Below are 12,560 nucleotides of genomic sequence, written 5' to 3' on the forward strand. Positions count from 1 at the left end.
ATCAACATTAATTACCGATTATATCACAGGCATTCTCTTTTTTACAGAGAATTTACTTTCTTTTTCTGCATTTCAGCCTTAGTCCTGCTGCTGTTGCTTTCTCTGTTCTTCCCGTTCGATATCCTCGCGGCTGACGGGCTTGCTTTCTTCGTGCACTTCCGTCGCGCCCTGGAGCCGGTCTTCCGCCTTGGGAACGGGCTTGCTGTACGTTACCTGAATGTGATAGAGGAAGGTAATGACCGTCCGCTTGATGGAATCGATCATTTCTTCAAACATTTCATAGGCTTCGAATTTGTATTCGACCAGAGGATTCTTCTGGCCGTACGCCCGCAGGTTGATGCCTTCCTTCAAGGCGTCCATGGCATCGAGGTGATCCATCCACTTGCTGTCGACGACGCGGAGCATAATGGCTTTTTCCAGCTCGCGCATCGTTTCGGCGCTGATTTCCTTTTCCCGTTCGTCGTACAAGGCGACGGCAATGTCCTTGAGCTTTTCCTGTACTTCGATGCGGCTGAGGTTTTCCAGTTCTTCTACCGTTACAGTTCCCTTGGGCACGAAGTACTGTTCCATCTGAGCCAGGAGGCCGGCAAAATCCCATTCTTCCGGATAGAGCTTTTCGTCGGCATACCGGTCCAGACCGTCGAGAATAATATCATCGACCATGCCCAAGATCGTGTCCCGCAGCGATTCGGCGACGAGGACCTTGCGGCGCTGCCCGTACAGGACCTCACGCTGCTGATTCATGACGTCGTCGTATTCGAGGACGTACTTACGGATTTCAAAGTTGTGGCTTTCGACCTTTTTCTGAGCCTTTTCAATGGAGCGGGTAATCATGGAATGGGTAATCGGTTCGTCTTCGTCCATGCCCAGCTTGTCCATGAATTTAGAAATGTTTTCCGAGCCGAAAATACGCATGAGGTCGTCTTCCAGAGACAGGAAGAACTGCGTCGTGCCCGGGTCGCCCTGACGGCCTGCGCGGCCCCGGAGCTGGTTGTCGATGCGGCGGCTTTCGTGCCGTTCCGTACCAATGATCATCAGGCCGCCCAGCTCGGCTACACCCTTGCCGAGCTTGATGTCCGTGCCGCGGCCAGCCATGTTGGTCGCAATGGTGACCATGTTCATCTGGCCGGCGTCCTTGATAATTTCCGCTTCTTTTTCATGATACTTGGCGTTCAGCACATTGTGGACGATGTTTTCTTTTTTCAGAAGCTGGCTGATGATTTCCGACTGGCTGATAGACGTCGTGCCGACGAGGATCGGCTGGCCCGTTTCGTGGCGCTTTTTGACTTCCCGGACGACGGCCCGGTATTTGGCGTGCTTCGTCTTGTAGATGACGTCGGGCAGGTCCTTGCGGATAGCCGGCTTGTTCGTCGGAATAACGTAGACATCCAGCTTGTAAATCTTATTGAATTCGTCTTCTTCCGTCTTAGCCGTACCGGTCATGCCGGCCAGCTTATCGTACATGCGGAAGTAGTTCTGGAAGGTAATCGTCGCCAAGGTCTTGCTTTCGCCCTGAACCTTGACGTTTTCTTTCGCTTCGATGGACTGGTGGAGCCCGTCGCTGTAGCGGCGGCCGAACATGAGGCGGCCCGTAAATTCGTCGACGATGACGATTTCGCCGTCTTTGACGACATAATCCTTATCGCGGTGCATCATGAAGCGGGCCCGCAGGGCCTGAATGACCAAGTGGTTCAAATCGAGGTGGTCGTTGTCGAACATATTCTTAATGCCCAGCATCTTTTCGACCTTGGCGACGCCGCTTTCCGTCGGCGCGATGGTCTTTTGCTTTTCGTCCATCGTGTAGTCTTCTTTTTCAAAGGTCTTGACGATGTGAGCCAGCGTATAGTACAAGTCCGTCGATTTTTCTCCCGGTCCGGAAATAATAAGCGGCGTACGGGCTTCGTCGATGAGGATGGAGTCCACTTCGTCGACGATGCAGTAGTTCAGGGGACGCTGTACCATCTGGTCCTTGCTGATGACCATGTTGTCGCGCAGGTAGTCGAAGCCGAATTCGTTATTCGTGCCGTACGTAATATCGGAATTATAGGCGCGGCGGCGCTGTTCATACGTCAGGTCGTGGACGATAAGGCCGACGGACAATCCCAGGAACTTATAAATCTGACCCATTTCTTCGCTGTCGCGTGTGGCCAAATAGTCGTTGACCGTGACGACGTGGACGCCTTTGCCGGTCAGGGCGTTTAAGTAGACGGGCAGCGTTGCGACGAGGGTCTTGCCTTCGCCCGTACGCATTTCTGCAATGTCGCCGCGGTGCAGGACAATGCCGCCCAAAAGCTGCACGTCAAAATGGCGCATGCCGAGGACGCGGCGCGACGCTTCGCGCACGACGGCAAAGGCTTCAGGCAGAATATCGTCCAGCGTTTCCCCTTCGGCCAGGCGGCGCTTGAATTCAAAGGTCTTCTCCTGCAGCGAAGAATCGCTCAAGGCCGTAAGCTTCGGTTCTAAATCGTTAATATGATGGACGATAGGCCACATCTTCTTTAATTCGCGTTCGGTATTATTGCCGAGCAGTCTCTGCATTATTTTATTAAACACGTAATAAGCCCTCCAATTGCAACTAAGTTATTGATACATATTTATATTCAATTGTATATTTTATCAAACCAGGCCCTAAATGACAATACATTCTGCCCTTTCCCCCTCTCATCGTTCCCTCTGCGCCTCATCTTTTTACATTTTTTACTTATTCTATACATGATTTTCTGGTACAATATAGGTGTACCCATATCACCTGCATCGATTTTATGTGGATATGACTAGTTATCTCTTAGAAAGAAGGGCATATATGATAACCATCTCTGAAGAAACAAAAAAGACCTTTCAAGACAGATATCCCGAATTTGAAGACGCCTGTCAGGCTTTTTTCCGCCAGGAACTTCCGGCAGGCCAATATAAGGGCATTTCCGGAAAATACGGCAGCTACGCCGAACGGGGCGGCAACAGCGGCATGCTGCGCATGCGGTTCTCCGGCGGCCGCGTTACAAAGGACCAGATTGCCTTTTTAGCCCGGGCCATCGATACGTATCACGTGCAGCTGGCTCATTTCACGACAGCCCAGGCCATTCAGTATCACAAGATGGACGGCCCATCTATTTTATCCTTATATAAGGAATGCCTGGAGCACGGCATTTACTGTATCGGAGGCGGCGGCGACAACCCCCGCAACATCACGGCCAGCCCGCTCCGCGGCGTAGACCCGAAGGAATTCTTCGACGTATCGCCCTACGTCGACGCAGCAGCCTCGTACGTCCTCACTATCATTCCGGAACTGCACCTGCCGCGGAAATATAAAATCGCCTTTTCCAACGGCACGGACAACGAAAGCCACGCCACCTTCAAGGATTTGGGCTTCTTAGCCAAGAAAAACGGTACCTTCGACGTCTATGCTGCCGGCGGCCTGGGGGCCGCCAATCCCCGCCTGGGCGTCAAAGTAGGCGAAGACGTCGCGCCGACAAAAATTTTGTATTATATCGACGCCTTCGCCCAAATGTTCATGGCCCACGGCGACTATAAGAACAGAGCCAGAGCCCGTTCCCGCTTCATGCCAGTCAATCTCGGCGACGAAGAATTCTGCAAGACCTTCCAGACCTTCCTGGAAAAATCGCAGGAAAAAGACCTCTCCTTTATTCCTCAGGAATACGTCGTAGCCAAGAAGGCGCCGTCCTCGGCCAAGCCGAACATCGCCCGCATCCACAGCCAGAAGCAGGATAACCTCTACTACGTAGAATATCATCCCCTCGGCGGCACGCCGGACATGACCGTATTCAAGAAGGCCCTGCAGTTCTTGTCTGACGTTGAAGATGCAGAACTCCGCCTGAACACGGACGAATCGCTCTACGCCGTCAACCTGACCGCGGAAGAAGCCATCGCCTTCGCCGCCATCACCGAAGAGGACACGGCGAAAAATACCTTTGAAAAATCGGTCTGCTGCATCGGCGCGGCCATCTGCCAGCAAGGCCTGCGCGATTCCCACGGCATGTGGCTGCGCACAGTCAAGGCCCTGCGCGGCAGCGGCGTCGACACGTCGTACCTGCCCAAGCTGCATATTTCCGGCTGTCCCTCGTCGTGCGCGGCCCAACAGATCGGCGCCATCGGCCTGCGCGGCGCAGTTAAAAAAGTGGACGGCGATATGAAGCCGGCCTTTACGGTCTTTGCCGGCGGCACCTATGCGACGCCGACGCAGGAACGCTTCGGCACGCAAATCGGCGTCATTACGGAAGACAACATCCCTGCCTTCCTGACGGCCTTGGCCGAAACGCTGAAAACCAAGGGGCAAACCTTTGACGAATGGTACGGAGCCCATACCGATGAGTTTGCGTCGCTGGTTTCTTCCTTCGAATAACATATCTAAACGGCAAAAGCCGGGAGAACCCAAACGAATGGGCTCTCCCGGCTTCTTTATATTGCCTTCGGCATGATTATTTTACATTCTTTTTCGTCGCGTTGCTGCGGATATCCACTTCGACGAGCCGTTCTACCTCATCGCCGCGGACGCCGATGAAGTAATTGGTAAAGTTCGCCGTCGAGCAGGAGTGATTCGGAATGATGCAGATCTTATCGCCGACCTTCAAATCAGTTTTTCCATTGACGTGAATTTTCCCTACTTCTTCTGACAGCCCGTCTACGCATAACTCCGGATGGCCCTTGACCGTGCCGTACCCTACGATAGACGTATTGCCGTGGGCTCCCTGATCGAGCCCCAGGCATTTCGTGCCGGCATCGCAGATAAACAAGTCTTCCGACGGATGGGACACGACAGATGCCAGTACGTACAGCGCGCATTCTTCTTCCGAAGCGGTCTGCGTAGACAACTGAATCGTATCGTTGAAGATGTAGTTGCCCGGATGATAGATGGAGATGTGCTCGTCGGCAATATTCTGGGCAAAGGTAGGCGTAGAACCGCTGGAAATGATATCCACAGTATAGCCTGCCTTTTTCAGCGCTTCTGCCGCCGCTGCCATGCTGCGGGCTTCATCTTCGCAATAGCCTGCCAGATCTTCATGGCTGCATGCGCCGTATACATGGCCCGGATGGGTAGAAATCCCCTTAAATACCAGATGGTCGCAGGCTTTCAACGCGTCGGCCAAGGGAACGACCTTATCGGGAGCCACACCGAAGCGGTGAAGGCCGCTGTCTACAATAATCGTGTACTGCACGGAAACGCCCTGTTTAGCCGCCTGTTCCTGAATTGCCTTAGCCGCGTCTTCCCCGTCAATGCGGATGATAAAATTGCACTTCTGCGACAAGGCGATGACCCGATCGATAGACACGTTCGTCGCTACGGGATAGGCATACATGATATTTTGGATGCCTGCGGCGCACAAGGCTTCCGCTTCGTCCAGCGTGCCGCACAAAAATCCCGTGCAACCATATTGCTGCTGCAATAACGCCAGTTCCGTGCTCTTATGCGTCTTGACCATCGGCCAAATCTGCTTTCCATGCGCCGCAGCCAAGTCAGCGTACTTCTTCAGGTTATGTTCCATATAATCCAAATTCAACAAAATAGCCGGCGTATACACTTGATCAATTTTCATATTCACATATCTCCCTTCTTGTACAAATCCTTCTTGTACAAATACAGTAAAAAATGTAATCAATTATTTTTTGTTAAACCGTAAATGTGCTGTCAATACAGCCCTTCTACACTAAGGCAAGTTTTTCCTAGTCATTTTTTAAGCACATTTTATTTAAGCCGATTATATTAAATATAATTTCATTTGTCAATTATTAATTAAATAAAATTAAACTTAATAAAAATATATTGTATCTAGAAAAAAACAGAGCAGCCATTGCTATTGCATCTTCCGCTGCTCTGCTCTGTTTTGTTCTATCTATATTAAAACGTTTTATAAATCCCAGCTTCCCGCTTTTTCGTCGCCGCGTTCGATATATACGAGCCCAGGACGACGGAATAGCCTTTGCGCTCTGCGATTTGCCGCATGTAATCCAAATGGGGGCAAGGCGGCCGATGGGAGTTATCGGAACAGACGCACGAAGCGAAATGGATGACGACGTCTTCCTTTCGTTCGCCGCGGCGCTTTAAATGCTTCGTCAGGTTTTCCAGCTTGGCCGCTACTTCGGCGCCGCAGCAGCCGCCGCAGGTAACAGGCATGTAGCGGACGTCTTCTTCATAGGACGCAAAAGCGCCTTCTCGCTTGTAAAATGCATCCATGCAGGGATAGCCGCTGCAGCGGTTCATGACCAAATGACATTGAATGACGACGACGAGCTTGCTCATATCCATTCCTCCTCATAAAACAACTACACAACTACCTTCTGAGATTTCGCATCGTATGCTGCACGTAGAAATAGCTTCCCGCCGTAAACAGGCAGGCCGCGACCCAGCAGATCGGGCTGGCGCAGCAGATGCCGAAAAATCCCCACATACCGGCCAAGACGAAGGCCGACAAGCCGCGGAACACCAGCTCGATGATGCTGCTGATGAGCGGCACGCTGGAAATCCCCATGCCCTGCAAGGCGTTACGGTAGACAAAGATCTGCCCGAGAAAAATATAAAAGGGCACAGACGTGTGCAAGTACAGCATGGCCTGCTGCAGGAGCAGGTCGTCGTGCTCTGCCGTAAAGACGGAAATCAGCTCCTGCCCGTAAAACAGCATGGCCCCAATGGCAAACAGGCAGAAGCCCAGCGACACGAGGGAACACTGGCGGACGCCCTTGCGGATGCGGTCGTATTTCTGAGCGCCGTAATTCTGCGCCGAGTAGACGGCCATGGCGATACCGAAGGAAATCATAGGCTGCAGCGCCAGCTGTTCAATCCGCGTCGCCGAAACGAAGCCCGCAATGGTTTCGGGGCCAAAGGTATTGCAGACCGACTGAATCGCTAAAATTCCCAGGGAAATAATCATGAACTGCATGGCCATGGGCAGGCCCAGGCGCAGGTGCTGCCAAGCAAATTCCCTGTCGAAGGCCCAGTCGCCGCGGCGCAGTCGCAGCATGGGGAAGCGGCGGCGCATATAACAGAAGCACAGCAAGGCCGACACACCCTGAGCAATGACCAAGGCGATAGCCGAACCGGGCACGCCCCAGCCGAACTGCATGATAAATACCAGAGCCAGAACGACGTTCAGGACAGACGACAAGATGAGAAAATACAAGGGCGTACGGCTGTCGCCTAAGGCCCGGCAGATACAAGCCAGGAGATTGTACATCATCATGGCGACGATGCCGTACGTAATGATGATGATATAACTGTACGAATCGGCGTAGAGCTCGTCGGAAATATTCATGAGCTCCATGAGCAGAGGCATCTGCCAGGCCGCAATCGTCGTCAGCAAGACCGTCAATCCGACGGCCAGCATAGCCGACATGGCGACGGAACGGCGCACGCCTTCGTCGTCGTTTGCCCCGAAGCGCTGCCCCGTAACGACGGAAAATCCCGACGTCAGGCCGATAGTCAGGCCCAGCAGGGCCATAAACAACGGTCCCGACGCTCCGACTGCCGCCAGGGCATGGACGCCGATGGTCCGTCCGACGATGATGATGTCGGCAATATTATAAAATTGCTGAAATACGTTCCCAATCAGCAGGGGAACGGTAAAAGACAAGATCAGGCGTATGGGGCTGCCTGCCGTCATATTTTTGACCATATGCCCTCCTTTATCTTTCGCCATGATAGGCGCAAAAAAAAATAATAGCCTTATTATACCATAGGCCGGCTAAAAGACAAGAAAAACAAAAAGAACGGCGTCGAAAGAGTATTCTTTCTCACCGTTCTTACGGACGCGCCAGCAATACTAACGATTGCAGCTTTTTTTCACTGCATTGCTCGACGTAGCTGTACAGCAGCCGTTCCAGTGCCGCTAAGCCCTTCGCGCTGAAGCGCAGCGTCTCCTCCCGCTCCCAGCGGTATTGCAGCAGGCGCTTCCAAAGCTGCCGGATCTCCGGCGTCAGCTTCTCTTCCTGCATGTCCGCCAGTCCTTCGTCGCCGAAGTAATAGCCCTCCTGACCATAGGGAGACGAAAACACGCGCACCGTATCGACATCGGGATAAAACCCAGCCAGTCCGGCCAGCTGCCAGCCGGCGATAATCGTCAGGACCCGCGGGTCCTTGGCCGCCAACAGGCGGCTGTAGCGCAGGAGCAGGCCGTACACGCCGCCGTCGACCTGCCGGTACGGTATGAGGTGCAGGACCATTTCGACGAAGATCTGCGAATACACGTAGTGATCCCACGTCAGGTTCATCATGGCCTCGTTTCCCCGGCATTCGTATTCCCGCAGGGATAGGATATCGCCTTGCTCGGCCGCATCAAAGGTAATCTCCCCCAAAGGCATAAAAGCCCCGGAGCCGCTGCGGCCGCGGCTCCGCTCGGATACAAACAGCCGCAGCAGCCCTTCCTGCCGGGTAAAGACAGACAAGATCCGCTGCTTTCCCCGCTTCTGAACTTGAAGGATTAGTCCGTCGTACGGCCGGACCGGGCGGAATATATGGTTACTCCTTATCATGCTCCCCTTCCCCCTCTGGCGGCGGCAATTCTTCCGGCGGTATGGGCATGGCCTTGAGGCGGGCAATGCGGAACCGCTGCATTTCCAATACGACAAAGCGATAGGTCCCGATAATGGCCTCTTCCTTGACGACAGGTGTATGGCCCAGCACGTTGAACACATAGCCGCCGATGGTATCCGTATCGACGTCTTCTTCGACAGGTATGTGAAGCAGCTCTTCTACGTCCTCCAGCAATACGGTGCCGGCAAACTCATAGGCACCGTTTGCCAAAGGCTGGATTTCTTCTTTTTCCATGCTGTGCTCGTTCTTAATATTGCCGACCAGCTCTTCCAAGATATCTTCCAGCCCGATGAGGCCGACGGTACTGCCGTATTCGTCGACGACCATAGCCAGATAGGTCCGCCGGGCCCGCATGAGCTGCAGGAGCTTAGACGCCGGCATGATTTCCGGAACCATCAGGATAGGCCGCTTGATTTGGCGGAGGTTGGTCTGCTTGTGCATGTACAAATCCATCAAATCCTTGATGTGTATCAGCCCTAAAATATGGTCCTTGTCTTCTTCGCACAAGGGATACCGCGTATGGCGGGACTGGCGTATCGTCGCGATGTGCTGGCTCATCGTATCTTCCAGGTACAGGCAGACGATATTTTGCCGGGGAATCATGATTTCCCGGGCCAGCCGGTCGGCAAAATCAAAGACGTTGCCGATGAGCTCGCTTTCTACCTGGTCGATCTTCCCTTCCTTGTGGCTGGCCGTGACAAGCATGCGGATTTCATCTTCCGAGTGGGCCATGTCGATTTCATTGGTCACCTCGAGATCGCGGCCGCGGAGAATGGCCTTGCCCAGCCAGTTGCCCAGGCAGATGAGCGGGTAAAGCAGCCGGCTCCACGGCTGTATCAGCGGCCGGATCGTTTTCAGGCTCCGTTCTGCCCGCTGCAGGCCGATGGATTTGGGAATGAGCTCGCCAAATACCCAGGCGATGCCGCACAGGACGACGCAGACGACGGCGTAGGCCGCCCAGACAATCCACGCTTCGCCGGCGTACTGCACAAACTGGCCATATCCGTTATACAAGGCGAAATAGATCGTCGCGCCGCCGACAAGGCCGAAGAGGGCCATGCCCAGCTGGGCCGTGCCTAAAAACAAGGTCGGGTTATCGTACAGCTTGAGCAGGGGCTTGGCGCTCTCGTCGCCGTCTTCCACCAATTCTTCGATGTATTCGCGGCGCAGCTGAGCGAAGGCAAACTTCCCCGTAACGCAGACGGCGCTGCAAAGGACGCATACGCAGTAAATCACAAAACATTCCAGCAATAGTTGCGGTTCAATAAGTCATCTCTCCTATTCGTTCTTATAGCCTAACTCGCTGAGGGCCGACGCCTTGTTGCGCCAGTCGTGCTTTACTTTAACCCAAATATCCAAAAATACGGACGACCCCAGCAGGTTTTCGATTTCCCGGCGAGCCTGCTCGCCCACTTCCTTCAAAACCGAGCCGTTCTTGCCGATGACGATGCGCTTCTGCGAATCCCGTTCGACGTAAATCGTCAGGCGGATGTACACCTTGTTTCTGCCGCGGGGCTTCATCTCTTCCACGTAGGCGGCGATGGCGTGGGGCACTTCGTCGCGCGTGCAGCGGAACAGCTTTTCCCGGACGATTTCCGCGACGAGAAGCCGTTCAGGCTGGTCCGTAATCATGTCGTCGGGGAAATACTTCGGCCCTTCCTGCAGTATCTTTTTCAGCTCGTCCAGTACGGCGTCCACGTTGTCGCCGTTCAGGGCCGATATGGGGATAATCTGTTCAAAGGGATACAGGGCGTTGTATTCCGTAATTTTTTGGAAAATCTCTTCCTTGCTCATCAAATCGACCTTGTTGATGATGAGGAATACGGGAACGCCGGCGTCCTTGACCTTGTCGAGGACGAACATGTCGCCGGGGCCCTTCTTTTCGTTGCCCGAAATGAGAAACAGCACGGCGTCGATGTCCTTGAGGGACTGGTAGGCCGCTTCGTCCATGAACTGTCCCAGCTTGTGCTTCGGCTTGTGAATACCCGGCGTGTCGAGAAACACGATCTGGCAGTCTTCGTCAGTGTGAATGCACAAAATGCGGTTGCGTGTCGTCTGAGCCTTATCGGACACGATAGATACCTTCTGCTTGATGATGCGGTTGATGAGCGTCGACTTGCCGACGTTCGGTCGACCTACGACGGCGACGAATCCCGATTTAAACGTAGTTTTTTCTTCCATATATACTCCTTATTCCGTTTCTTCCTGTAGTGTAAAGGCAAAGGGCAGCAAATCCTCAAGGGCCAGTACCCGGTAGGCGCCGTCGGCGCAGGTCGCGACGACGTAAGACACGCCGAATTCGGCCATGACCTGCCGGCACGCGCCGCAGGGCATCGTATCATCAGCGTTGCCGACAATGGCAACGGCTTCAAACTTCCGGCAGCCGGCGGCGACGCCGCGGAATATGGCGTTCCGCTCGGCGCAGCACGACAAGCCGTACGAGCTGTTTTCTACGTTGCAGCCCGCATATATAACGCCGTCTTCTCCCAGAGCCGCCGCGCCGACGTAAAACTGGGAGTACGGGGCATAAGCCCTTTCCCTGGCCTTTTTCGCCGCTTCGATGAGCAGGCGGACGGTTTCCCCGTCCATTATAATTCTTCTCCCTGACGGACGTAACCCAGGCGGTGGAGGATAAATTCCTCTTCCTTGCGCATTTCCGCTTTGTCGTCAGGCTCCATGTGGTCGTAGCCGAGGATGTGCAGCATGCCGTGAATCGTCAAATAGGCCAGCTCCCGTTCGAAGGAATGGCCGTATTCTTCGGCCTGCTCCTGCACCTTTTCCAGGGAAATGACGATGTCGCCCAAAAGGGCCGCGTCGGGGCCGTCGTAGCCGTCGTCTTCCCCTTCGTTCAGGGCAAAGGACAGGACGTCTGTAGGACGGTCAATCTGGCGGTACTGCTTGTTCAGCTCGTGGATGTATTCGTTGTGGCACAAGAGAACGCTGATTTCTGCGTTAGGCCCCAAGCCGTACACGAGTGCCGCTTCCTGGCATACCTGCTCGATTACCTGTTCGTACGTGTCGTTCTGGAACGACGGGTCTTCGTAGTTGATGTTGATATTCATACTGGTCCACCTTTCTATTCTTTTTTATAGAAATCTTCATATGCCCGTATGATCCGCCCGACCATGTCGTGACGGACGACGTCTTCGTCGGTAAAGTACACCATGCCCAGTCCGCGGACGTTCTGCAGAACCTTCTGGGCTTCGATGAGGCCGGACATTTTGCGGTCTACTAAGTCTATCTGCGTGACGTCGCCGTTGACGACGACGCGGGAATGGTTGCCCATACGGGTCAGGAACATCTTCATCTGCTCCTTCGTCGTATTCTGCGCTTCGTCGAGGATGATAAACGATTCCTCCAGCGTCCGGCCGCGCATGTAAGCCAGCGGCGCTACCTCGATGATATTGCGGGTCACCATTTTCTGGAACTGGTCGTAACCGAACATATCGGCCAGGGCATCGTAAAGGGGCCGCAGGTACGGGTCGATCTTCTCCTGCAAATCACCGGGCAGAAAGCCCAGCTTTTCGCCGGCTTCTACGGCCGGGCGGGTCAGGATAATCCGCTCTACTTCGCGGTTCTTCAAATAATACGACGCCAAGGCTACGGCCAGGTAGGTCTTGCCCGTGCCGGCCGGGCCGATGCCGAAGGTCACGAGATTTTTCCGTATGGAATCGACGTACTGCTTCTGTCCCGCCGTCTTGGGCTTGATGAGCCGTCCCCGGGCCGAAATGCTGACCGTGTCGCCGTAAATAGACTGGAGCAGGTCTTCCTTTCCCTGCTTGATCAGCGACGACGAGTAGCGCACGTGCTGCGTCGTCATGTATGTATTTTCCCGGTACAGGTACCGCAGCGTGCGCAGCACCGTCTCCACCTGGCTGACGCCGGGCTCGCCGCCGACGATAATCACTTCGTCGCCGCGGGAGGCAATGCGGCAGTCAGGAAATTCCTTCTGTATGGTCTTTAAAAATTCGTCCTTCATGCCCAGCACGGCTTTGGCCTCGGACAAGTCCGAAAAGAT

General features: G+C 54.1%; 11 protein-coding genes. 1 reads left to right on the forward strand and 10 read right to left on the reverse strand.

Translation table 11 applies throughout. The annotated features are described in order from the left end of the window. Positions 1–78 precede the first annotated feature (78 nt). Positions 79–2,553, reverse strand: a complete 2,475-nt coding sequence (gene secA, locus B5F80_RS03900; RefSeq protein ID WP_087477512.1) for a preprotein translocase subunit SecA — start codon at positions 2,551–2,553, stop codon at positions 79–81. A gap of 250 nt (positions 2,554–2,803) precedes the next feature. Between secA and B5F80_RS03905 the strand changes: the two genes are divergently transcribed. After that, positions 2,804–4,360 (forward strand): nitrite/sulfite reductase, encoded by a 1,557-nt coding sequence (locus B5F80_RS03905; RefSeq protein WP_087477513.1) that lies wholly within the window; start codon positions 2,804–2,806, stop codon positions 4,358–4,360. A 76-nt stretch (positions 4,361–4,436) separates the two neighbouring features. On the opposite strand, the gene B5F80_RS03910 is transcribed toward B5F80_RS03905, so the two are convergent. The 9 genes from B5F80_RS03910 to B5F80_RS03950 form a co-directional block, all read right to left on the reverse strand. Next, positions 4,437–5,552, reverse strand: a complete 1,116-nt coding sequence (locus B5F80_RS03910; RefSeq protein ID WP_087477514.1) for an alanine racemase — start codon at positions 5,550–5,552, stop codon at positions 4,437–4,439. A gap of 302 nt (positions 5,553–5,854) precedes the next feature. Beyond that, entirely contained in the window at positions 5,855–6,256 is a 402-nt protein-coding gene (locus B5F80_RS03915) for a CGGC domain-containing protein (RefSeq protein WP_087477515.1), read from the reverse strand. Positions 6,257–6,287: 31 nt separating this feature from the next. Continuing rightward, entirely contained in the window at positions 6,288–7,625 is a 1,338-nt protein-coding gene (locus B5F80_RS03920) for an MATE family efflux transporter (RefSeq protein ID WP_204246337.1), read from the reverse strand. Between the two features lie 127 nt (positions 7,626–7,752). Then, complete coding sequence (locus tag B5F80_RS03925; protein ID WP_087477516.1) at positions 7,753–8,481, reverse strand: DNA repair protein RecO C-terminal domain-containing protein; 729 nt, start codon at positions 8,479–8,481, stop codon at positions 7,753–7,755. After that, the gene (locus B5F80_RS03930) at positions 8,468–9,808 is read right to left on the reverse strand and encodes a hemolysin family protein (RefSeq protein WP_087477517.1); all 1,341 of its coding nucleotides are present in this window, start codon (positions 9,806–9,808) and stop codon (positions 8,468–8,470) included. The genes B5F80_RS03925 and B5F80_RS03930 overlap by 14 nt, the downstream gene beginning before the upstream one ends. Positions 9,809–9,820: 12 nt before the next feature. After that, entirely contained in the window at positions 9,821–10,723 is a 903-nt protein-coding gene (era, locus tag B5F80_RS03935) for a GTPase Era (RefSeq protein ID WP_087477518.1), read from the reverse strand. Positions 10,724–10,732: 9 nt separating this feature from the next. Further along, positions 10,733–11,131 (reverse strand): cytidine deaminase, encoded by a 399-nt coding sequence (locus B5F80_RS03940; RefSeq protein ID WP_087477519.1) that lies wholly within the window; start codon positions 11,129–11,131, stop codon positions 10,733–10,735. Next, positions 11,131–11,604 (reverse strand): rRNA maturation RNase YbeY, encoded by a 474-nt coding sequence (gene ybeY, locus B5F80_RS03945; RefSeq protein WP_087477520.1) that lies wholly within the window; start codon positions 11,602–11,604, stop codon positions 11,131–11,133. Before ybeY ends, B5F80_RS03940 begins: the two co-directional genes overlap by 1 nt. A 14-nt stretch (positions 11,605–11,618) precedes the next feature. Then, a complete protein-coding gene (locus B5F80_RS03950) occupies positions 11,619–12,521 on the reverse strand; it encodes a PhoH family protein (RefSeq protein WP_232818723.1) in 903 nt (300 codons plus the stop codon). Between the last annotated feature and the right edge of the window lie 39 nt (positions 12,522–12,560).

The sequence above is a fragment of the Megasphaera sp. An286 genome, assembly GCF_002163455.1.
Lineage (GTDB): Bacteria > Bacillota > Negativicutes > Veillonellales > Megasphaeraceae > Megasphaera > Megasphaera stantonii.

Coding starts and splice junctions, on each gene's coding strand:
- B5F80_RS03905 (WP_087477513.1), top strand. CDS start 2,804: ATGATAACCATCTCTGAAGAAACAAAAAAGACCTTTCAAGACAGATAT.
- B5F80_RS03910 (WP_087477514.1), bottom strand. CDS start 5,552: ATGAAAATTGATCAAGTGTATACGCCGGCTATTTTGTTGAATTTGGAT.
- B5F80_RS03915 (WP_087477515.1), bottom strand. CDS start 6,256: ATGAGCAAGCTCGTCGTCGTCATTCAATGTCATTTGGTCATGAACCGC.
- B5F80_RS03920 (WP_204246337.1), bottom strand. CDS start 7,625: ATGGTCAAAAATATGACGGCAGGCAGCCCCATACGCCTGATCTTGTCT.
- B5F80_RS03925 (WP_087477516.1), bottom strand. CDS start 8,481: ATGATAAGGAGTAACCATATATTCCGCCCGGTCCGGCCGTACGACGGA.
- era (WP_087477518.1), bottom strand. CDS start 10,723: ATGGAAGAAAAAACTACGTTTAAATCGGGATTCGTCGCCGTCGTAGGT.
- B5F80_RS03940 (WP_087477519.1), bottom strand. CDS start 11,131: ATGGACGGGGAAACCGTCCGCCTGCTCATCGAAGCGGCGAAAAAGGCC.
- ybeY (WP_087477520.1), bottom strand. CDS start 11,604: ATGAATATCAACATCAACTACGAAGACCCGTCGTTCCAGAACGACACG.
- B5F80_RS03950 (WP_232818723.1), bottom strand. CDS start 12,521: ATGAAGGACGAATTTTTAAAGACCATACAGAAGGAATTTCCTGACTGC.